Origin of the sequence: Kitasatospora sp. NPDC093102 (assembly GCF_040683915.1) — a bacterium.
Classification (GTDB): Bacteria; Actinomycetota; Actinomycetes; order Streptomycetales; family Streptomycetaceae; genus Kitasatospora.
Window position 1 is genome coordinate 321217 of sequence record NZ_JBFBFA010000003.1, and the last position, 21116, is coordinate 342332.

The 21116-nt window shown below is 70.6% G+C and carries 19 protein-coding genes; all 19 read left to right on the top strand.

Going from position 1 to position 21116, the window contains the following annotated elements:
* Entirely contained in the window at positions 1-1101 is a 1101-nt protein-coding gene (gene thrC / locus AB0O11_RS07095) for a threonine synthase (RefSeq protein WP_363382667.1), read from the top strand.
* A 363-nt stretch (positions 1102-1464) separates the two neighbouring features.
* Positions 1465-2403, top strand: a complete 939-nt coding sequence (gene thrB / locus AB0O11_RS07100) for a homoserine kinase (RefSeq protein WP_363382669.1) — start codon at positions 1465-1467, stop codon at positions 2401-2403.
* 602 nt (positions 2404-3005) lie between these two features.
* Positions 3006-5114 (top strand): transcription termination factor Rho, encoded by a 2109-nt coding sequence (rho, locus tag AB0O11_RS07105; protein WP_363382671.1) that lies wholly within the window; start codon positions 3006-3008, stop codon positions 5112-5114.
* A 140-nt stretch (positions 5115-5254) separates the two neighbouring features.
* Complete coding sequence (locus AB0O11_RS07110) at positions 5255-6379, top strand: LCP family protein (RefSeq protein WP_363382673.1); 1125 nt, start codon at positions 5255-5257, stop codon at positions 6377-6379.
* A 150-nt stretch (positions 6380-6529) separates the two neighbouring features.
* Positions 6530-6751 carry a 50S ribosomal protein L31 gene (rpmE, locus tag AB0O11_RS07115; RefSeq protein ID WP_153462614.1) on the top strand — a complete coding sequence of 74 codons (222 nt, stop codon included), beginning with the start codon at positions 6530-6532 and terminating at the stop codon, positions 6749-6751.
* A gap of 134 nt (positions 6752-6885) precedes the next feature.
* The gene (gene prfA, locus AB0O11_RS07120; RefSeq protein WP_363382675.1) at positions 6886-7977 is read left to right on the top strand and encodes a peptide chain release factor 1; all 1092 of its coding nucleotides are present in this window, start codon (positions 6886-6888) and stop codon (positions 7975-7977) included.
* Positions 7978-8040: 63 nt separating this feature from the next.
* On the top strand, positions 8041-8907 hold the full coding sequence (gene prmC, locus AB0O11_RS07125) for a peptide chain release factor N(5)-glutamine methyltransferase (protein ID WP_363382678.1): 867 nt from the start codon (positions 8041-8043) through the stop codon (positions 8905-8907).
* A 200-nt stretch (positions 8908-9107) separates the two neighbouring features.
* Positions 9108-9755 (top strand): L-threonylcarbamoyladenylate synthase, encoded by a 648-nt coding sequence (locus tag AB0O11_RS07130; RefSeq protein WP_363382680.1) that lies wholly within the window; start codon positions 9108-9110, stop codon positions 9753-9755.
* A 32-nt stretch (positions 9756-9787) separates the two neighbouring features.
* On the top strand, positions 9788-10429 hold the full coding sequence (locus AB0O11_RS07135) for a protein-tyrosine-phosphatase (protein ID WP_224277582.1): 642 nt from the start codon (positions 9788-9790) through the stop codon (positions 10427-10429).
* A 117-nt stretch (positions 10430-10546) separates the two neighbouring features.
* Complete coding sequence (locus tag AB0O11_RS07140; protein ID WP_363382682.1) at positions 10547-11827, top strand: serine hydroxymethyltransferase; 1281 nt, start codon at positions 10547-10549, stop codon at positions 11825-11827.
* A gap of 172 nt (positions 11828-11999) precedes the next feature.
* The gene (locus AB0O11_RS07145; RefSeq protein WP_363382685.1) at positions 12000-13301 is read left to right on the top strand and encodes an MraY family glycosyltransferase; all 1302 of its coding nucleotides are present in this window, start codon (positions 12000-12002) and stop codon (positions 13299-13301) included.
* Between the two features lie 285 nt (positions 13302-13586).
* The gene (locus AB0O11_RS07150; protein WP_363382688.1) at positions 13587-14030 is read left to right on the top strand and encodes a hypothetical protein; all 444 of its coding nucleotides are present in this window, start codon (positions 13587-13589) and stop codon (positions 14028-14030) included.
* A 285-nt stretch (positions 14031-14315) separates the two neighbouring features.
* Entirely contained in the window at positions 14316-15128 is an 813-nt protein-coding gene (gene atpB / locus AB0O11_RS07155; RefSeq protein WP_224277566.1) for a F0F1 ATP synthase subunit A, read from the top strand.
* An 88-nt stretch (positions 15129-15216) separates the two neighbouring features.
* Positions 15217-15459, top strand: a complete 243-nt coding sequence (gene atpE, locus AB0O11_RS07160; protein ID WP_030302757.1) for an ATP synthase F0 subunit C — start codon at positions 15217-15219, stop codon at positions 15457-15459.
* 34 nt (positions 15460-15493) lie between these two features.
* Positions 15494-16054 carry a F0F1 ATP synthase subunit B gene (locus tag AB0O11_RS07165; protein WP_363382692.1) on the top strand — a complete coding sequence of 187 codons (561 nt, stop codon included), beginning with the start codon at positions 15494-15496 and terminating at the stop codon, positions 16052-16054.
* A complete protein-coding gene (locus tag AB0O11_RS07170; protein ID WP_363382695.1) occupies positions 16051-16866 on the top strand; it encodes a F0F1 ATP synthase subunit delta in 816 nt (271 codons plus the stop codon). The genes AB0O11_RS07165 and AB0O11_RS07170 overlap by 4 nt, the downstream gene beginning before the upstream one ends.
* A gap of 156 nt (positions 16867-17022) precedes the next feature.
* Positions 17023-18597 (top strand): F0F1 ATP synthase subunit alpha, encoded by a 1575-nt coding sequence (atpA, locus tag AB0O11_RS07175; protein ID WP_363382697.1) that lies wholly within the window; start codon positions 17023-17025, stop codon positions 18595-18597.
* 32 nt (positions 18598-18629) lie between these two features.
* Entirely contained in the window at positions 18630-19544 is a 915-nt protein-coding gene (locus AB0O11_RS07180; protein WP_363382700.1) for a F0F1 ATP synthase subunit gamma, read from the top strand.
* A gap of 2 nt (positions 19545-19546) precedes the next feature.
* Positions 19547-20992 (top strand): F0F1 ATP synthase subunit beta, encoded by a 1446-nt coding sequence (gene atpD, locus AB0O11_RS07185; protein ID WP_363382702.1) that lies wholly within the window; start codon positions 19547-19549, stop codon positions 20990-20992.
* The last annotated feature ends 124 nt before the right edge of the window (positions 20993-21116 follow it).

The window sequence follows — 21116 nt, forward strand, 5'->3', positions numbered from 1 at the left end:
ATGAACGCCGTTGCCGAGAACGTCGTCCGAGGCGCGCACACCCACCAGTGGCGCGGCCTGATCGAGGAGTACCGGGACCGCCTGCCGGTCACCGCGGCCACCCCGGTGGTCACCCTGTTGGAGGGCGGCACGCCCCTGGTCCCCGCCCAGGTGCTCTCCGAGCGCACGGGCTGCGAGGTCTACCTCAAGGTCGAGGGCGCCAACCCGACCGGCTCCTTCAAGGACCGCGGGATGACGATGGCCATCTCCAAGGCCAAGGAGGAGGGCGCGCAGGCGGTCATCTGCGCGTCCACCGGCAACACCTCGGCCTCCGCCGCCGCGTACGCGGTGCGGGCCGGGATGGTCTCCGCGGTGCTCGTCCCGCAGGGCAAGATCGCCCTCGGCAAGATGGGCCAGGCGCTGGTGCACGGCGCCAGGATCCTCCAGGTCGACGGGAACTTCGACGACTGCCTCACCCTTGCGCGTGAACTGTCCGAGAAGTACCCGGTGGCGCTGGTCAACTCGGTGAACCCGGCGCGGATCGAGGGCCAGAAGACCGCGGCCTTCGAGATCGTCGACATGCTCGGCGACGCCCCGGACGTCCACGTCCTGCCGGTCGGCAACGCGGGCAACATCACCGCGTACTGGAAGGGCTACCGGGAGTACTCTGCGGACGGCCTCGCCACCCGCACCCCGCGGATGTGGGGCTTCCAGGCCGCCGGCTCGGCCCCGATCGTGGACGGCGCGCCGGTGCTCAAGCCGCAGACCATCGCCACCGCGATCCGGATCGGCAACCCGGCCTCCTGGGACTTCGCGCTTGCCGCGCGGGACGAGTCCGGCGGCCTCATCGACAAGGTGACGGACCGTCAGATCCTTTCCGCCTACCGGCTGTTGGCCTCGCAGGAGGGCGTCTTCGTGGAGCCCGCCTCGGCCGCCTCGGTGGCCGGTCTGCTGGCCAAGGCGGAGGCAGGCCTGGTCGACCCGGGCCAGCGGATCGTCTGCACCGTCACCGGCAACGGCCTGAAGGACCCGGACTGGGCGGTGGCCGGCGCGCCGCAGCCGCAGATCGTCCCGGTCGACCCGGAGGCGGCCGCCCGCAGTCTCGGACTGCTCGACCGGTAACGGGGTCTGACGCGTCGACGGGCCGACCCTTTCGGGGGTCGGCCCGTCGGAGTTCTCCACTGACACTTTTGTGTCAATTGAGCTTCGCATTGCGATCCGTTTCCATGCCTCTCCTTGACAGAGGGGGGTGTGCATTCCGGCCAGAACCGGCAACACACCAGATCGAAGGCCCACGGGGTGTACCGCTTGGGAACCTCTCTTCGATACTCTGGCTTCGGCCGTGTGGCACATGCCCCGGGCCCGGCGGGTCCGGGCCGCGCCGACCGCCGGGACCGCCCGCCCCCGAGGGGCCGCGGTCCGTTCCCCACCCTCGCACCGACGACGCGCTCCGCGCCGCCCGATTTCCCCAGGAGAGTCCACCGCATGGCCGGTCCTGCGTTCCGTGCCGCCGCCGTCCGGGTCAGGGTTCCCGCGACCAGCGCCAACCTCGGCCCGGGCTTCGACGCCTTCGGGCTCGCGCTGGGTCTGTACGACGACGTGGTCGTCCGGGTCGCCGACTCAGGCCTCTCCGTCGACATCGCCGGTGAGGGGGCCGACACACTGCCGCGCGACGAGCGCCACCTGCTGGTGCGCTCGATGCGTGCCGCCTTCGACCGGCTCGGCGGCCAGCCGCGGGGCCTCGAAGTGGTCTGCGCCAACCGGATACCGCACGGCCGCGGCCTCGGCTCCTCCTCGGCCGCCATCTGCGCCGGCATCGTGGCCGCCCGTGCGGTGACCATCGGCGGCCCGTCCGCGCTGGACGACGACGCGCTGCTGGCCCTCGCCTCCGAGCTGGAGGGCCACCCGGACAACGTCGCGGCCTGCCTGCGCGGCAACTTCACCATCGCCTGGACCGACGAGGAGTCGGCCAGGGCGATCACGCTGGAGCCGTCCGAGCAGGTCGTCCCGGTGGTGTTCGTGCCGGCCGGCGAGGTGCTCACCGAGACCGCGCGCGGACTGCTGCCGAAGACCGTCCCGCTGGCCGACGCGGCCGTCAACGCCGGCCGCTCCGCGCTGCTGGTGGAGGCGCTGACCCGGCGTCCCGAGCTGCTCCTCGCCGCCACCGAGGACCGGCTGCACCAGGACTACCGGGCCTCCGCCATGCCGGACAGCGCCGCCCTGGTCGGCGCGCTGCGCGCCGAGGGCGTCCCCGCGGTCGTCTCCGGGGCCGGCCCGACCGTCCTGGCGCTCACCGACGAGGCGGGCGCCGACAAGGTGCTCTCCTTCGCCGGGCACCACGGCCACGGCGGCGACCCGGCGTTCGCCGCGCACCGGCTGGACGTCGACCGCACCGGGGCCGTCGTGCTCCCGCTGGACGTCTGAGCAGCCCGAACGGGCCGCTCGGGGCCCGGCGACGGCACCCTGCCGAGCCGGGTCCGACGGACACGATTGGCAAGCGCAAGGCTGGGGAATGTCTGAGGGGGTCGGTAGTGTTAACCTCATTGCTGCACCAGGTGCCCTCCGGGGCTAGGTGCGCGCGTCCCGATCCCAGCACTCCACGGCAGTGGAGTCCCGGCGATGCACGGGGCGACGATTCTCCGGGAGCCCACCGCAGCGCGTACGCAGCCTGCCTGCGCGACATGCGGCCGCATCCCGAAGCCGTGACGGCACCTGACTCCCACCCGCGGCCTCCCACCTAGAGGCCAGGACGGGCGGAGCGCGGGCCACCGTCACGCGACGGGGGCCCGGGATTCGCAGGGAGCGTGGGGGTTACGCCCTCAGGGGAGGTCGACACACGACCGGCCCACGCGCCACTCAGCACCACCGTGCTTCATGCACCGCACCTCGTACGTAGCTCTCCCTCGACGGGCTCCCGCCATTCGAGGGATCACCGCCTCGGACCGACGCAGTCGAGCGTTGGTCAGGACAGCACAACCGGTCGCCGAGCCAGACAGGCCGACGTCCGCTCCAGGGAAGGACCCTTAGTGAGCGACTCCACCGATCTGATGGGCGCGCGCCCGGACGCCGACGCGTCGGACGCAGCCGCCGCCCCCGCTGCCCCGGCGCGGCGCCGCCGCAGTGCCGCCGCGGGCCTGGACGGCATGGTCCTGGCCGAGCTCCAGAAGCTCGCCGCGGACCTTGGCATCACCGGTACCGGACGCATGCGCAAGAGCCAGCTGATCGAGACCATCAAGGAGAAGAGCGGCGGGGACCCGCTGCTCGCCGCCGGTGGCGCCGCCCCGGCCGCCAAGCGCACCACCGCCAAGGCGGACGCCGAGGCCGCCCCGGCCGAGAAGCCGGCCCGTCGCACCAAGGCCGCCGCCAAGGCCGCCGAGGCCGAGGCCGCCGCCGAGTCGCAGGCCCAGATCGAGATCCCGGTCCAGGCCGCTGCGGAGACCGCCGCGCCCGCCCGTACCGAGCGCACCCGCCGCCGCGCCACCGCGGCCGCCGGCGCCCCCACCGCCCCGGCCGGCGAGGCCGCGGCCGAGGCCGCCACCGTCGCGGTCGCCGAGCCGAAGCAGGCCGAGGCCCGCCCGGCCGAGACCCGCGGCTTCGAGGGCCGTGAGGACAGCCGCGAGAGCCGTCGCGACCGCCGTGAGCGGCGCGAGCGCCGTGAGGGCGGCGAGCGCACCGAGCGCACCGAGCGCACCGAGCGTCAGGAGGGCGGCGAGGCCCAGGACGGCGAGGGCCGTGAGTCGCGCCGCGACCGCCGCAACCGCCGCGAGCGCGCCGACCGCCAGTCCCAGCAGGGCGGCGGCCAGCAGCAGGGCGGCCAGGCCGAGCCGCAGGGCCGCCAGGGCCAGCAGACCCAGCAGCCGCAGGCCCAGCAGGGCGGCTACGAGGACGACGAGTTCGGCGAGGGCCGCCGGGGCCGGCGCGGGCGCTACCGCGACCGCCGTGGCCGCCGTGGCCGCGACGGCTTCGAGGCCGGCACCGTCGAGCCGCAGATCGGCGAGGACGACGTCCTGATCCCGGTCGCGGGCATCCTCGACATCCTCGACAACTACGCGTTCGTGCGCACCTCCGGCTACCTGCCGGGCCAGAACGACGTCTACGTCTCGCTCGCCCAGGTCCGCAAGAACGGCCTGCGCAAGGGTGACGCCATCACCGGTGCGGTGCGCCAGCCGCGCGAGGGCGAGCGCCGCGAGAAGTTCAACGCCATGGTGCGGCTGGACTCCGTCAACGGCATGGACCCGGAGAGCGGCCGCGGCCGTCCGGAGTTCAACAAGCTCACCCCGCTGTACCCGCAGGAGCGGCTGCGCCTGGAGACCGACCCGGGCGTGCTGACCACCCGGATCATCGACCTGGTGTCGCCGATCGGCAAGGGCCAGCGCGGTCTGATCGTCGCGCCGCCGAAGACCGGCAAGACCATGGTGCTCCAGGCGGTCGCCAACGCGATCACCCACAACAACCCCGAGTGCCACCTGATGGTCGTCCTGGTCGACGAGCGTCCGGAAGAGGTCACCGACATGCAGCGGTCGGTGAAGGGCGAGGTCATCTCCTCGACCTTCGACCGCCCGGCCGAGGACCACACCACCGTCGCCGAGCTGGCCATCGAGCGTGCCAAGCGCCTGGTGGAGCTGGGCCACGACGTGGTCATCCTGCTGGACTCGATCACCCGCCTCGGCCGCGCCTACAACCTGGCGGCGCCGGCCTCCGGCCGCATCCTGTCCGGTGGTGTCGACTCGACCGCGCTGTACCCGCCGAAGAAGTTCTTCGGTGCCGCGCGCAACATCGAGAACGGCGGCTCGCTGACCATCCTGGCCACCGCGCTGGTCGAGACCGGCTCGCGCATGGACGAGGTGATCTTCGAGGAGTTCAAGGGCACCGGCAACATGGAGCTCAAGCTCGACCGGAAGCTCTCGGACAAGCGCATCTTCCCGGCCGTCGACGTGGACGCCTCCAGCACCCGCAAGGAGGAGATCCTGCTCGGCAACGAGGAGTTGGCCATCGTCTGGAAGCTGCGCCGGGTGCTGCACGCGCTCGACTCGCAGCAGGCGATCGAGCTGCTCCTGGACAAGATGAAGCAGACCAAGAGCAACGCCGAGTTCCTGATGCAGATCGCCAAGACCACCCCCGGCTCCGGCGACTGACCGTAGCCGGACGGCTGTCGAAGCACGGAACCCCGGATCGCGCGAGCGGTCCGGGGTTCCGTGCGTCCGGACCGTTTTGTTCCAGAGTCGGGACAACTTGGGGGCGTTTGGATCATCTTGTCCGATTTACTCTGGACCGTATGGCCGAGCACAAGAGGATCCCGAGCCGCCGCCGCAAAGTCCTGCGGACGGCTGCCTGCGCGTTCGCCGCGCTCGTCGTCCTCGGCGCCGGTGCGGCCCTCTTCGGGTACTTCAGGTTCAACGGCAACATCAGGAGTGTCGACATCGACGGCCGGCTCGGCGACGCCCGGCCGCCGGCCGCCACCGACGGCTCCTTCAACATCCTGGTGCTCGGCTCCGACTCGCGGGCCGGCGACAACGCTTCGATGGCCGGCGGGGACACCGGCGACACCGCCCGCTCGGACACCGCGATGGTGGTGCACATCAACCAGGACCACTCCCGCGCCCAGGTCGTCTCGGTCCCGCGCGACACCCTGGTCACCCGCCCCGACTGCACCGACGCGAGCGGCAAGCCGGTGGCCGGCGCCAAGCGCGCGATGTACAACAGCGCCTTCGAGAGCGGCGGCGCGGCCTGCGCGGTCAAGACCACCGAGCAGCTCACCGGGCTGCGGATGGACCACTACCTACAGGTCGACTTCGCCGGCTTCGCCCGGGTCGTGGACGCGATAGGCGGGGCCACCGTGACCACCACGGTGGCCATCCACGACAAGGACAGCGGGCTCGACCTGCCGCCCGGCGAGCACCACCTGGACGGGCAGCAGGCGTTGGCCTTCGTGCGCACCCGGCACGGCGTCGGCGACGGCAGCGACCTCGGCCGGATCGAGCTCCAGAAGCAGATGGTGAGGTCGCTGCTCCAGCAGGTCGGGGGGACCGGGCTGTTCACCAACCCGGTCAAGCTGTGGTCGATCGGCGACACCGTGACCAGGAGCATCACCACCGACTCCGCGCTCGGCTCGGTGAACTCGCTGGTGGGGCTCGCCCAGGAGCTCAAGGGGATAGGCCCGGACCAGCTGAGCATGGTCACCCTGCCGGTGGAGACCGCCCCCGGCGACCCGAACCGGGTGGTCCAGCAGCAGCCGCAGGGCGGCCAGGTCTGGGCGGCGCTCAAGGCCGACCGGCCGTTCCCGTCGGCGGTCGTCTCCGCGCAGCCGGAGAACCCCGCCCAGGCCGCCCCCGGAGCAGCTCCCCCGGCGGCCGCGCGGAGCACCGGGAAGGCCGCCCCGAAGGCCGGCGCGGTGCGCTGAGCGCCGTCCGGAACGTCCCCCGGAATATCCCTGGGTGGCCCCCGGTTTGGGAAGATGCGGCCGGTCCTGGCAGACTGGTCCGTCGGTCCCGGTTCACGTGCGGCACTCCAGCCGCCGACCCGGTGCCCTCCCGAAACCTAGGAGATCCCCTTGAAGCCCAACGTTCACCCCGAGTACGTGGTCACCCGCGTGACCTGCACCTGTGGCGCCGAGTTCGTGACCCGCTCGACCGAGACCAGTGGCGAGATCCGCGCCGAGGTCTGCTCGCAGTGCCACCCGTTCTACACCGGCAAGCAGAAGATCCTCGACACCGGTGGCCGCGTGGCCCGCTTCGAGGCCCGCTTCGGCAAGCAGCACAGCGCGAAGGCCTAGCGCTCCCTCGGCGCCGGTTCCCGGTGCCCCCGTACTCGTTGTCGGGGGCGCTGGGAACCGGCGCCGTTCGCGTCCTCCCGCGCGTTCCCCACCCCAAACACGTTTCCGAGTCCCCGGGAAGAAGGCCACCCCCCATGTTCGAGGCAGTCGAAGAGCTCCTCGTCGAGCACGCCGACCTCGAGAAGAGGCTGGCCGACCCGTCCGTCCACGCCGACCAGGCCAACGCCCGCAAGCTGGCCAAGCGGTATGCCGAGCTGACCCCGATCACCCGGGTCTACCGGCAGTGGCGACAGGCCGGCGATGACATCGAGGCCGCGCGCGAACTCGCCGCCGAAGAACCGGAGTTCATCGCCGAGGTGAAGGACTCCGAGGCGCGCCGGGACGAGCTCACCGAGGAACTGCGGGTGCTGCTGGTGCCGCGCGACCCGAGCGACGACAAGGACGTCATCCTGGAGATCAAGGCGGGCGAGGGCGGCGAGGAGTCCGCGCTGTTCGCCGGCGACCTGCTCCGGATGTACCTGCGCTACGCGGAGCGGATCGGCTGGAAGACCGAGGTCATCGACTCCAACGAGTCCGACCTCGGCGGCTACAAGGACGTCTCGGTGGCCGTGAAGACCAAGGGCGCCCGGACGAACCCCGATGGCTCGCCCGGCCAGGGCGTCTGGGCCCGGCTGAAGTACGAGGGCGGCGTGCACCGCGTGCAGCGCGTCCCCGCCACCGAGTCGCAGGGCCGCATCCACACCTCCGCGGCGGGCGTGCTGGTCACCCCCGAGGCGGAGGAGGTCGAGGTCGAGATCCTCGCCAACGACCTGCGGATCGACGTCTACCGCTCCTCCGGCCCCGGCGGCCAGTCGGTCAACACCACCGACTCCGCGGTCCGGATCACCCACCTGCCGACCGGTATCGTGGCGTCCTGCCAGAACGAGAAGAGCCAGCTCCAGAACAAGGAGCAGGCGATGCGCATCCTGCGTTCGCGGCTGCTGGCCGCCGCGCAGGAGGAGGCCGAGCGGGAGGCCTCGGACGCGCGCCGCAGCCAGGTCCGTACGGTGGACCGCTCCGAGCGGATCCGGACGTACAACTACCCCGAGAACCGCATCTCGGACCACCGCACCGGATTCAAGGCGTACAACCTGGACCAGGTCCTGGACGGCGACCTGAACGCGGTGATCCAGTCCTGCGTCGACAAGGACGCGGCGGCCAAGCTCGCCGCAGCCCAAGAGAACTGAGACCGGCGCGCCCCAGCCCGCGTTTCGCCCGAAGCCGGAGCGCAGAAACAAGAGGTCGTACGGATGAACCTGCTGCTCGCCGAGGTGGCCCAGGCCACCCAGCGGTTGGCCGCGGCCGGCGTGCCGTCGCCGCGCTTCGACGCGGAGGAGCTCGCCGCCTACGTCCACAACGTCAAGCGTAGCCAGCTGCACACGGTGAAGGACGCCGACTTCGACGCCCGCTACTGGGAGGCGGTCTCCCGCCGGGAGGCGCGCGAACCGCTCCAGCACATCACCGGGCGGGCGTTCTTCCGCTACCTCGAACTGGAGGTCGGCCCGGGGGTGTTCGTGCCCCGGCCGGAGACCGAGACGGTCGTCGAGTGGGCGATAGACGCGGTGCGCGACATGGACGTGGCCGAGCCGCTGGTGGTGGACCTGTGCTCCGGCTCCGGCGCGATCGCCCTTGCCCTCGCCCAGGAGCTGCCGCGCTCGACCGTGCACGCCTTCGAACTGGACGAGGGCGCGCTGGAGTACACCCGGCGCAACATCGAGGCCAGCCCCGACCGCGCCCGGGTCACCCTGCACGCCGGTGACGCCACCAAGGCCTTCGAGGACGACCGCTCCTGGAACGGCCGCTTCGACCTGGTCATCTCCAACCCGCCGTACATCCCGCTCACCGAGTGGGAGTACGTCGCGCCGGAGGCCCGCGACCACGACCCGCAGATGTCGCTGTTCTCCGGCGAGGACGGCCTGGACACCATCCGCGGCATCGAGCGGGTCGCGGCCCGACTGCTGCGCCCGGGCGGCGCGGTGGTGATCGAGCACGCCGACCAGCAGGGCGGCCAGGTGCCGTGGATCTTCAACGAGGAACACGGCTGGACGGACACCGCCGACCACCGCGACCTGAACAACCGCCCCCGCTTCACGACCGCCCGGAGGGTCGGGTCGTGAACCGTCGAGCACAGTACGACCGCCCGGAGGGTCGGGTCGTGAACCGTCGAGCACAGTACGACCGCCCGGAGGGTCGGGTCGTGAACCGTCGAGCACAGTACGACGGCCCGGAGGGTCGGGTCGTGAACATCGAGCACCGTACGACGGCGCGTAAGGCTGCGCTGTAACGCCATGAGCCACTCCGGAAGGGGACCGCACCGATGAGCCGCCGCTACGACTGTGCCGATGCCGGGGACCGCGCCACCGGTCTGCGCGAGGCCGCCTCGGCCATCCGACGCGGCGAACTCGTCGTGCTGCCCACCGACACCCTGTACGGGGTCGGTGCGGACGCCTTCTCCCCGGAGGCCGTCGCCGAGCTGATGGCCGCCCGTGGCCGCGGCCGCAACACGCCCTCGCCGGTGCTGGTCGGCTCGCCGACCACCCTGCACGGCCTGGTCACCGACTTCTCCGAGCAGGCCTGGGAGCTGGTCGACGCCTTCTGGCCCGGCGGGCTCACCCTGGTCGCCCGGCACCAGCCCTCGCTGCGCTGGGACCTCGGTGACACCCGCGGCACCGTCGCGGTCCGGATGCCGCTGCACCCGGTCGCCATCGAACTGCTGAACGCCACCGGCCCGCTGGCCGTCTCCAGCGCCAACCGGATCGGCGGGGCCGCCCCGCTGACCTGCGACGAGGCGCAGTCCCAGCTCGGCGACGCGATCTCGGTCTACCTGGACGGCGGGGCGGCCGAGGACTGCGCCACCTCGTCGATCGTCGACGTCACCGGCAAGATCCCGGTCCTGCTGAGGGCCGGTGCGATCAGCGTCGAGCAGCTGAGGGAGGTCGTCCCCGACCTGGAGGCCGGCAGTTGACGCCCACCGCCTCGCTCCACGCCGGGCCGGGCATAGCGCCGTACCTGAGCGTGGGCCCCAGGCCGCTGGACCACTTCCGGATCCTGTTCGTCTGTACCGGGAACATCTGCCGATCGCCGATCGCCGAGCGGCTGACCCGGCGTGAGCTGGACACCCGGCTGAGCCCCCGGGTGGCCGGGCGGATCCTGGTCGAGAGCGCCGGCACCTGGGGCCACGAGGGCGCGCCGATGGAGGACCACGCCGCGACCGTGCTCGACGAGTACGGCGCCGACAGCGGTGGCTTCACCGGCCGCGAGCTGCTGGACGAGCACGTGGTCGAGGCCGACCTGGTGCTCACCGCGACGCTGGACCACCGCGCCCAGGTGATCTCGATGGGCCACGAGGCGGGGCTGCGCACCTTCACGCTGAAGGAGTTCACCCGCCTGGTGCGGACGATAGACCCGGGCACCCTGCCGGACCCGCGGCGCGGTGCCGACGTCACCGAGCGGGCCCGTGCGCTGGTCCGGGCGGCCGCCGCGCTGCGCGGCTGGCTGCTGGCCGCCACTCCGGAGTCGGACGAGCTGGAGGACCCGTACGGGGCGCCGATCGGCATGTTCCGCAACTGCGGCGAGGAGATATTCCACGCGGTCGACCCGGTGGTCACCGCGCTCACCGGGGTTCCCGCGCCGCGCTGACGGACCGGACGCGTCCTGGCGCCGAATGGGGCCGTCCGGCCGCGGCTCGGCGGGCCGGGCGGCGGCAGCGGCCCTACGCTGGGTGACACAGTCCCCGCAGCGCCCGGGAGCCCCGCCATGACCGTCACCGATGCCAAGACCGGCCCGACCACGACGACCGGGCGCCCGTGGGCGTCCGAGGCGCTGCACCGGGCGGATCCGCAGCTGGCCGACCTGCTGGCCGCGGAGGCCGAGCGGCGCGCCGAAACGATCCAGCTGCTGGCGGGGGAGAACCTGACCACCCCCGCGGTCCTGGCGGCGCTCACCGGCCCGCTGATCGACAAGTACGCCGAGGGCTACCCGGGCCGCCGGCACCACACCGGCTGCGCGCTGGCGGACGCCGCCGAGCTGCTGGCGATCGACCGGGCCCGCGAGCTGTTCACCGCCCCGCACGCCAACGTCCAGCCCCGGTCGGCGACTTCGGCGATGCTGGCGGCGTACGCGGCGCTGCTGCGGCCCGGCGACGGGGTGCTGGCGATGTCGCTGGAGCACGGCGGCCACCTCAGCTGCGGCTCGCGCGCCAACTTCTCCGGGCGCTGGTTCGCCTTCACCGGCTACGGCGTGCGCGAGGACGACGGGCTGATCGACCTCGACCAGGTCCGTGACCTGGCCCGGCAGCACCGCCCCAAGGCCATCGTGGCGGGCTCGATCTCGCACCCCCGGCACCCGGACTGGGCGGCGTTCCGGGAGATCGCCGACGAGGTGGACGCCTACCTGATTGCCTCCGCCGCGCAGACCACCGGGCTGATCGCGGCCGGGGTGGCGCCCTCCCCGGTGCCGTACGCGGACGTCACCGTGGCGGCCACCCACAAGCTGCTGCGCGGTCCGCGCGGCGGGCTGCTGCTGTGCACCGCGGAGCTGGCCGAGCGGATCGACCGGGCGGTGTTCCCGTTCAGTCAGGGCGGCGCGGCGATGAACGAGGTGGCCGGCAAGGCGGTGGCCCTCGCGGAGGCCTCCAGGCCCGAGTACCGGGCGTACGCGCAGCGGACGGTGTCCGGGGCCCGGGTGCTCGCCGAGGGGCTCGCAGAGGCCGGTATGCACCCGCTGACGGGCGGCACCGACACCCACCTGGTGACCGCCGACGTGAGCCCGCTCGGCGTGACCGGTGCGGAGGCCGAGCGGCGCTGCGCGGCGGCCGGGCTGCTGCTCGGCAAGTGCGCGCTGCCGTACGACCCGGCGCCGGCCGCCGAGGCCTCCGGCATCCGGCTGGGCACGGGCACGGTGACCAGCCAGGGGATGGGGGAGCCGGAGCTGGCCGAGATCGCCGGGCTGATCGTGCGGGTGCTCGCCGGAGGCGCGGTCGCCCCGGCCGCGGCACGGGTGCGGGAGCTGGCGCTGTCCTTCGCCGACCGGGCCTGACGGAGATCCTTCGCGGGTATCGGAATCTCCTACCCGGGAGGGCGAACCGCGATGCACGGTCCCGGCGTCCGACTCAATAAGGTGTGTGCCGTGGCGACGCACCTCGAACCCCGGGAAGGCAGGGGAGTACCTTCGGTACCTCCCCGTTCGACAGTGATGCAGGAGGCCAGTGGTGCGTGAGTATCTGCTGGTGCTGTTCTGCACGGCCGCGGTCACCTACCTGCTGACCGGCCCGGTCCGGAAGTTCGCCATCGCGGCCGGCGCCATGCCGCCGGTGCGTGCCCGCGACGTGCACCGCGAGCCCACGCCGCGGCTCGGCGGCATCGCGATGTTCGGCGGGCTGTGCGCGGGCATCCTGGTCGCCTCGCAGCTCGACAACCTGAGCAAGGTGTTCTCGCAGGGCACCGACATCCGCGCGCTGCTGTCCGGCGCCGGGATCATGTTCCTGCTCGGGGTGCTCGACGACAAGTGGGGCGTGGACGCGCTGGTGAAGCTCGGCGGCCAGATGATCGCCGCCGGCGTGATGGTCTGGCAGGGCGTGACGGTGATCACCCTCCCGGTGCCCGGCGTCGGCCCGGTCGCGGTGAGCCCGACCCAGGGCATGGTCATCTCGGTCACCCTGGTCGTCGTCATGGTCAACGCGGTGAACTTCATCGACGGTCTGGACGGCCTGGCCGGCGGCATGGTCTGCATCGCCGCGATGGCCTTCTTCCTGTACAGCTACCGGCTCTGGTACGGCTACACGATCTCCGACGCGGCCCCCGCCGTGCTGTTCAGCGTGCTGCTGATCGGCATGTGCCTGGGCTTCCTGGTGCACAACATGCACCCCGCGCGGATCTTCATGGGCGACTCCGGCTCGATGATGCTGGGCCTGATGCTGGCCGTCGCCGCGATCTCGATCACCGGCCGGGTCGACCCGGACCTCATCAACAGCGAGACCGGTTCGCAGACCGCCACCGTGCACGCCCTGGTGCCGATCTACATCCCGCTGCTGCTGCCGCTGACGGTCATCGCACTGCCGCTGGCCGACCTGCTGCTCGCGGTGGTGCGCCGGACCTGGGCCGGCCAGTCCCCGTTCGCCGCGGACAAGCGCCACCTGCACCACCGGCTGCTCCAGGTCGGCCACTCGCACAGCCGCGCCGTACTGATCATGTACTTCTGGGCCGCGCTGATCGCCTTCGGTTCGGTGGCCTTCTCGGTGACCAACACCGGCCGCACCGTCGTCCTGACGCTCGCCGGGCTCTGCCTGGTCGGCCTGGTGGTGCTGCTCACCCCCCGGTTCCGGCCGCGCGCCCCGCGGGCGGTGCAGTCCTTCGTCCCCCCGCGCTACCGCCGGCGGCAGACCGGTCCGATGGCCGAACTGTCGGCGAAGGACAAGCAACTCCTCGGTGAAGCCGGCCGGGACTCCGGGGTGGGCTCCACCGCGGCCGGCCATCACCACAAGGCCACTGGCCGCCACTGGCAAGGGAGTTGATGTCCCATCAAGTGGGGCTTACCCGAACGGCGGATCCGTTGCGCCATTGGTGTGACAGGTGCCACACATTCATGGTAAAGCTCGCATCAAATAGTTTGTGATACCGTTCACGAGTACCGAGAACACGCCGAAAGACCTGACAGGTGGATGACTTCCGTCCCTGTCGGTCTCCCTCCCCGGGCCCGCCGCTCCAGCGGGCGGCCCGCGGCGATGCCTCGGTCGGTGTCACCCCGCCACCGCTGTGCCCGTCCCCCGCCACATCGACATGCCGCCGGAGCTGCCGACATGCCGTCCACCGACGCCCGGATCCTCCGAGGCGCCGCGATTCCCACTGCGGCCGCCGGGATCATCGCCATGGCGATCTCTTTCGCCGTCGCCGGTGGGAAGGGACTGCTCGGCGCCCTGTTCGGCGTGCTGCTGGTGATCGCCTTCTTCAGCTCCGGCCAGGTCGCACTCGACCGGCTGACCAGGTCGAACCCGCAGATCATGATGGCCGCGGCGCTCCTGGTGTACACCACGCAGATCCTGCTGGTCGGCATCGTGCTGGCGGTCTTCAAGAACACCGAGCTCTTCAACCGGCAGGCCTTCGCGTTCACCCTGCTCGGCTGTGCCCTGATCTGGACGGGCTTCCAGGTGCGCGGCGCGCTCAAGGCCAAGACCTTCTACGTCGACCCCGACGCCTCCGAAAAGAAGGGCGACAAGCCCTCCGACAAGGGGCGTCAACAGTGACGAGGCCCAGCTGTCCCCCCAACGAGGGGGGCGGTGTTTATGCCGCACTGACGGGCTGCTATCGTCCGTCGCAACAACGGAGTACGGGAAGAGGCCTGGTCTGTCCGCACGGCGGACCGATCGCCCCCCGGATCCGCGCAGTCTTCGATGATCCCGCTTCGGTGCAGCGCACTGACGTGCGGGGTCGGCGAGAAACCCATCAAGTTCCAGTGCCGCTCCGTGGTCGCAGGCCACGCCGACACAGCGAGGTTGCCGTAACCATGCGTCACGACGAAGGAGTCCGTGGTGAGTGCTGAACTCACGTCCCTCGCCTCAGGCAGTTGCCACTTCGGGGACGCTGGCTGCGGCTTCCCGGCCCCGGGCCTGAACGAGTTCCAGTTCGAGCCGATTTTCTCGATCGGCAGCTTCGAGTTCAACAAGCCGATGCTGCTCTCGATCATCGTGGCCGCGCTGGTCGTCGTGTTCTTCTGGGCCGCGTTCGCCAAGCCGAAGCTGGTCCCGGGCAAGCTGCAGCTGGTCGGTGAGATCGGCTACGACTTCGTCAAGCGCTCCATCGTGCTGGAGACGATCGGCAAAAAGGGCGAGAAGTACGTCCCGATGCTGGTCTCGATGTTCTTCTTCGTGTGGCTGCTGAACATCATGTCGGTCATCCCGTTCGCCCAGTTCCCGGTGACGGCGGCGATCGCGTTCCCGGCCGGTCTGGCCGCGGTCGTGTGGATCACCTACATGACGCTGACCTTCAAGAAGCACGGTTTCGTCGGCGGTCTCAAGAACCTCTGCTGGCCGTCGGGCATCCCCGGCTGGGTCATGTTCATCCTGGTGCCGATCGAGTTCTTCTCGAACATCTTCGTGCGCCCGTTCACGCTCGCGGTCCGAGCCTTCGCGAACATGTTCGCCGGCCACCTGCTGATCGTGATGTTCTCCATCGCCTCCTGGTACCTGCTCAGCCCGACCCTGGGTGCGCTGTACGGCTCGGCCTCGTTCATCGTCGCCGTCGGCCTGACCGCCTTCGAGCTGCTGGTCCAGTTCCTGCAGGCCTACATCTTCGTGATGCTGGCCAGCAGCTACATCGCCGGTGCCCTGGAAGAGGCGCACTGAGCCAGGGGCCGCGGCCCTCCTGAACCACCCCGGAACGCCCGGTGGCCAATCACCACCGGATCACCATCCCCGCAAAGGACACATTGCAATGAGCATGCTCGCTGAGGTCGGCGTCTACGGTTCCGTCGCTTCCATCGGCTACGGCCTCGCCGCGATCGGCCCCGGCATCGGTGTCGGTCTCATCTTCGGTAACGGTGTCCAGGCCATGGCCCGTCAGCCCGAGGCCGCCGGCCTGATCCGTTCCAACATGTTCATCGGCTTCGCGCTGACCGAGGCGCTCGCCCTCATCGGCATCGTCATGCCGTTCGTCTTCGGCCAGGGCCCCAAGTAATTCCCGCCGTAGACCCTTCGAGGAAGGTCCAGATATGAGCATCGCGGCTCACCTCGCGGAGGAGGGGGAGATCATGAACCCCCTTCTGCCCGCATGGCCCGAGATCATCATCGGCCTGCTCTGCTTCTTCATCGTCTTCGGGATCCTCGGCAAGAAGCTCCTCCCCAGCATCGAGAAGGTGCTGTCGGAGCGCCGGGACGCGATCGAGGGCGGGATGGAGCGCGCCGAGGCCGCCCAGGCGGAGGCCCAGGCCCTGCTTGAGCAGTACCGCGCCGAGCTCGCCGAGGCGCGCCACGAGGCTGCCCGCATCGTCGAGCAGGCTCGCGAGCAGGGTGCCGCCCAGCTCGCCGAGATGCGCGAGGAGGGCCAGCGCCAGCGCGAGGCCATCGTCGCCGCCGGTCACGCCCAGATCGAGGCTGACAAGAAGCAGGCGACTGCCGCCCTGCGCCAGGACGTGGGCTCGCTGGCCACCCAGCTGGCGTCCCGCATCGTGGGTGAGTCCCTTGAGGACCACGCCCGGCAGAGCGGTGTGATCGACCGTTTCCTGGATGAGCTGGAGGCCAAGGCCGCCGTTGCTCAGGGTGCGGCCAAGTGATCGGCGCCAGCCGCGAGGCCCTCGCCGCCGGTCGGCAGAACCTGGAGAGCCTGACCGACTCCACCTCGGTGGACGCGGCCAAGCTCGCCGAGGAGCTCACCGCCGTCACGGCCGTCCTGGACCGTGAGGTGTCGCTGCGCCGCGTCCTGACCGACCCGTCCCGGTCGGGCCAGGACAAGGCCCAGCTGGTCACCTCGCTGCTGACCGGTCAGGTCTCCGGCGAGGCCGTCGACCTGGTCTCCGGTCTGGTCCGGTCCCGCTGGTCGGGCTCGCGCGACCTGGTGGACGCGACCGAGGAGCTCGCCGCGTACGCCGAGATCATCGCCGCGGACAAGGCCGGCTCCCTGGACGACGTCGAGGACGAGCTCTTCCGCTTCGGTCGGGTGGTGAGCGGTGCGCACGAGCTGCGGGCCGCGCTGACCGAGCCGAAGGCCGGTGCCGTCGCGAAGGCCGAGCTGATCAAGAAGCTGCTCGGCGGCCGCGCCAACGCCGGCACCGTCCGGCTGGTCACCGCCCTCGTCAACGTGCCGCGTGGCCGTAGCCTGGAGCAGGGCCTCGAGTCCTACTCGAAGCTCGCCGCCGCGCGCCGCGGCCGCGTGGTGGCCCTGGTCACCAGCGCGGTGCCGCTGTCGGACACCCAGAAGGAGCGCCTGTCCGGTGCTCTGGGCCGGATGTACGGCCGCCAGGTCCACCTGAACATCGACGTCGACCCCGAGGTCGTCGGCGGCGTCCGGGTGCAGATCGGCGACGAGATCATCAACGGCACGGTGTCGAGCCGCCTTGAGGGCGCTCGCCAGTCGCTCGAAGGCTGAGCACCGAAGCAGCACATCCGACCCTCGGTCGGGAAACCGGCTCCCCAAGGAGCCGGCACATCGTACGGCCGGTTCGGAAGACCCGGCCGAGAGTCGAATACTTGCGGCCCTCAATGGCGGGCCGAGGATCGCAAACTAGGAGAGCAGGGAAGCCTGATGGCGGAGCTTACGATCCGTCCGGAGGAGATCCGGGACGCGCTGGCCGACTTTGTCCAGTCGTACCAGCCGGACGCCGCTTCTGTGGAAGAGGTCGGCACGGTCACTGACGCGGCGGACGGCATCGCGCATGTCGAGGGCCTGCCCTCGGTCATGGCGAACGAGCTGCTGCGGTTCGAGGACGGCACGCTCGGCCTCGCGCTGAACCTCGACACCCGCGAGATCGGTGTCGTCGTCCTCGGTGAGTTCGGCGGCATCGAAGAGGGCCAGACCGTGCGCCGCACCGGCGAGGTCCTCTCGGTTCCGGTCGGCGACGGCTACCTCGGCCGTGTCGTGGACCCGCTGGGCAACCCGATCGACGGCCTGGGCGACATCGCCGCCACCGGTCGCCGCGCCCTGGAGCTGCAGGCCCCCGGCGTCATGGCCCGCAAGTCGGTCAAGCAGCCGCTGCAGACCGGCATCAAGGCCATCGACGCGATGACCCCGATCGGCCGCGGCCAGCGCCAGCTGATCATCGGTGACCGCCAGACCGGCAAGACCGCGGTGGCCGTCGACACGATCATCAACCAGCGTGACAACTGGCGCTCGGGCGACCCGGAGAAGCAGGTCCGCTGCATCTACGTCGCCGTGGGCCAGAAGGGCTCCACCATCGCGTCCGTCCGCGGCGCCCTGGAGGAGGCCGGCGCGCTGGAGTACACCACCATCGTGGCCGCTCCCGCCTCCGACCCGGCCGGCTTCAAGTACCTCGCCCCGTACACCGGTTCGGCCATCGGCCAGGAGTGGATGTACGACGGCAAGCACGTCCTGATCATCTTCGACGACCTGTCGAAGCAGGCCGAGGCCTACCGCTCCGTCTCCCTGCTGCTGCGCCGCCCGCCGGGCCGCGAGGCCTACCCGGGTGACGTCTTCTACCTGCACTCCCGCCTGCTGGAGCGCTGCGCCAAGCTGAACGACGCCCTGGGCGGCGGCTCGATGACCGGTCTGCCGATCATCGAGACCAAGGCCAACGACGTCTCGGCGTACATCCCGACCAACGTCATCTCCATCACCGACGGCCAGTGCTTCCTGGAGTCCGACCTGTTCAACGCCGGCATCCGCCCGGCCGTGAACGTCGGTATCTCGGTCTCCCGCGTCGGTGGCTCCGCCCAGATCAAGGCCATGCGCTCGGTCGCCGGCCGTCTGCGCCTGGACCTCGCCCAGTACCGTGAGCTGGAGGCCTTCGCCGCCTTCGGTTCCGACCTGGACGCGGCCTCCAAGGCCCAGCTGGAGCGCGGTGCGCGCATGGTCGAGCTGCTGAAGCAGGGCCAGTACCAGCCGTTCCCGGTCGAGGAGCAGGTCGTCTCCATCTGGGCCGGCACCACCGGCAAGATGGACGACGTCCCGGTCGCCGAGGTCCGCCGCTTCGAGCGCGAGTTCCTGGACCACGTCCGCCTGCAGCACAAGGACCTGCTGGCCGGCATCGTCGAGACCGGTCTGCTGGCCGACGGCACCGTCGACGCGCTGACCAGCGCGATCGAGGCCTTCAAGCAGGGTTACCAGACCGCTGACGGCAAGCTGCTCTCCGAGCAGGCCTGAGTCCGGTAGCGAGGGAAAGGACGTAACGACCCATGGGAGCACAGCTTCGGGTCTACAAGCGCCGGATCCGCTCTGTCACCGCGACGAAGAAGATCACCAAGGCGATGGAGATGATCTCCGCGTCGCGCATCGTCAAGGCGCAGCGCGCGGTGGCCGCCTCCACTCCGTACGCCGATGAGCTCACCCGGGCGGTGACGGCGGTGGCCACCCGGTCCAACGCCAAGCACCCGCTCACCACCGAGAACCCGGACGCCAAGCGCGCCGCCGTCCTGCTGATCACGGCGGACCGCGGCCTGGCGGGCGGCTACTCGACCAACGCCATCAAGGCCGCCCAGACGCTCACCGAGCGCCTGCGGTCCGAGGGCAAGGACGTGGTGACGTACATCATCGGCCGCAAGGGCGTCTCGTACTACACGTTCCGCGGTCTGGCGATCGCGGACTCGTGGACGGGATTCTCGGACAAGCCGACCTACGGTGACGCGAAGACCGTGGCGGCCGACCTGATCGAGGCCTTCACGGCCGAGACCGGCGGCGTGGACGAGCTCCACCTGATCTCGACCGAGTTCGTGTCCATGCTGACGCAGAACGCGGTGGAGGCGCGGCTGCTGCCGCTGAAGCTGGACGAGGTTCAGCTCAGCGACCAGACGCCGGCCAAGTCGGAGATCTTCCCGCTGTACGACTTCGAGCCGTCGGCGGAGGGCGTCCTGGACGCGCTCCTGCCGCGGTACGTCGAGAGCCGGATCTACAACGCGCTGCTACAGTCGGCCGCTTCCGAGCACGCCGCCCGCCGCCGCGCGATGAAGAGCGCGACGGACAACGCCGGCGAGCTCATCAAGTCGCTCACGCGGCTTGCCAACTCGGCCCGCCAGGCCGAGATCACCCAGGAAATCAGCGAGATCGTCGGTGGCGCCAACGCGCTCGCTGACGCGAGCCGCGGGAGCGAATGAGTATGACCACCACTGTTGAGCCGACCACGGCGACGGGCCGCGTCGCGCGGGTCATCGGCCCGGTCGTCGACGTGGAGTTCCCCGTCGACGCGATCCCGGACATGTACAACGCCCTGCACGTCGAGGTGGACAACCCCGACGGCACGGGCAAGAAGACCCTGACCCTCGAGGTCGCCCAGCACCTCGGCGACGGCATGGTCCGCGGCATCTCGATGCAGCCGACCGACGGCCTGGTCCGTGGTTCGCAGGTCACCGACACCGGTGCCGCGATCTCCGTCCCGGTCGGCCAGATCACCAAGGGCAAGGTCTTCAACGCCCTCGGTGACGTGCTGAACGTCGACAAGGCGGAGTTCGACAAGCAGGTCGAGGTCCGCTGGCCGATCCACCGCAAGGCCCCCGAGTTCAAGGACCTCGAGTCCAAGACCGAGATGTTCGAGACCGGCATCAAGGTCATCGACCTGCTCACCCCGTACGTCACGGGTGGCAAGATCGGTCTGTTCGGTGGTGCCGGTGTCGGCAAGACCGTTCTGATCCAGGAGATGATCTACCGCGTCGCCGAGAACTTCGGTGGTGTGTCGGTGTTCGCCGGTGTCGGCGAGCGCACCCGTGAGGGCAACGACCTCATCGACGAGATGGTCGACTCGGGCGTTCTGGACAAGACCGCGCTGGTCTTCGGCCAGATGGACGAGCCGCCGGGCACCCGTCTGCGCGTCGCGCTGTCCGCGCTGACCATGGCGGAGTACTTCCGTGACGTCGAGAAGCAGGACGTGCTCCTCTTCATCGACAACATCTTCCGGTTCACCCAGGCCGGTTCCGAGGTGTCGACCCTGCTCGGCCGCATGCCCTCCGCGGTGGGTTACCAGCCGAACCTGGCCGACGAGATGGGCCTCCTCCAGGAGCGCATCACCTCGACCCGCGGTCACTCGATCACCTCGATGCAGGCGATCTACGTCCCCGCGGACGACCTGACCGACCCGGCGCCGGCCACCACCTTCGCCCACCTGGACGCGACCACCGTTCTGTCGCGTCCGATCTCGGAGAAGGGCATCTACCCGGCCGTCGACCCGCTGGACTCCACGTCCCGCATCCTCGACCCGCGGTACATCGCGCAGACCCACTACGACACGGCCATCCGTATCAAGGGGATCCTGCAGAAGTACAAGGACCTCCAGGACATCATCGCGATCCTCGGTATCGACGAGCTGTCCGAAGAGGACAAGATCACGGTGCACCGTGCCCGTCGCATCGAGCGCTTCCTCTCGCAGAACACCTACGTGGCGAAGCAGTTCACCGGTGTCGAGGGTTCGACCGTGCCGCTGTCGGAGACCATCGAGGCCTTCAACGCGATCGCGGACGGCAAGTACGACTCCGTCCCGGAGCAGGCCTTCTTCATGTGCGGTGGCATCGAGGACCTCGAGAAGAACGCCGCCGAGCTGGCGAAGAAGTAATCGCGGCCGGTAGCAGCTGTGCGTGACCGTGAGGGGTGGCCCCCGAGCCTGGGGACCACCCCTCACGGCGCATCGGCTGTGATTCCGGTCAAATCCGTGCCGCCGGTTTCATGCCGGAGGCGCG

Coding starts and splice junctions, on each gene's coding strand:
- atpD (WP_363382702.1), top strand. CDS start 19,547: ATGACCACCACTGTTGAGCCGACCACGGCGACGGGCCGCGTCGCGCGG.
- prfA (WP_363382675.1), top strand. CDS start 6,886: ATGTTCGAGGCAGTCGAAGAGCTCCTCGTCGAGCACGCCGACCTCGAG.
- AB0O11_RS07130 (WP_363382680.1), top strand. CDS start 9,108: ATGAGCCGCCGCTACGACTGTGCCGATGCCGGGGACCGCGCCACCGGT.
- thrC (WP_363382667.1), top strand. CDS start 1: ATGAACGCCGTTGCCGAGAACGTCGTCCGAGGCGCGCACACCCACCAG.
- AB0O11_RS07165 (WP_363382692.1), top strand. CDS start 15,494: ATGAGCATCGCGGCTCACCTCGCGGAGGAGGGGGAGATCATGAACCCC.
- thrB (WP_363382669.1), top strand. CDS start 1,465: ATGGCCGGTCCTGCGTTCCGTGCCGCCGCCGTCCGGGTCAGGGTTCCC.
- AB0O11_RS07140 (WP_363382682.1), top strand. CDS start 10,547: ATGACCGTCACCGATGCCAAGACCGGCCCGACCACGACGACCGGGCGC.
- AB0O11_RS07110 (WP_363382673.1), top strand. CDS start 5,255: ATGGCCGAGCACAAGAGGATCCCGAGCCGCCGCCGCAAAGTCCTGCGG.
- atpE (WP_030302757.1), top strand. CDS start 15,217: ATGAGCATGCTCGCTGAGGTCGGCGTCTACGGTTCCGTCGCTTCCATC.
- AB0O11_RS07180 (WP_363382700.1), top strand. CDS start 18,630: ATGGGAGCACAGCTTCGGGTCTACAAGCGCCGGATCCGCTCTGTCACC.
- atpA (WP_363382697.1), top strand. CDS start 17,023: ATGGCGGAGCTTACGATCCGTCCGGAGGAGATCCGGGACGCGCTGGCC.
- prmC (WP_363382678.1), top strand. CDS start 8,041: ATGAACCTGCTGCTCGCCGAGGTGGCCCAGGCCACCCAGCGGTTGGCC.
- AB0O11_RS07150 (WP_363382688.1), top strand. CDS start 13,587: ATGCCGTCCACCGACGCCCGGATCCTCCGAGGCGCCGCGATTCCCACT.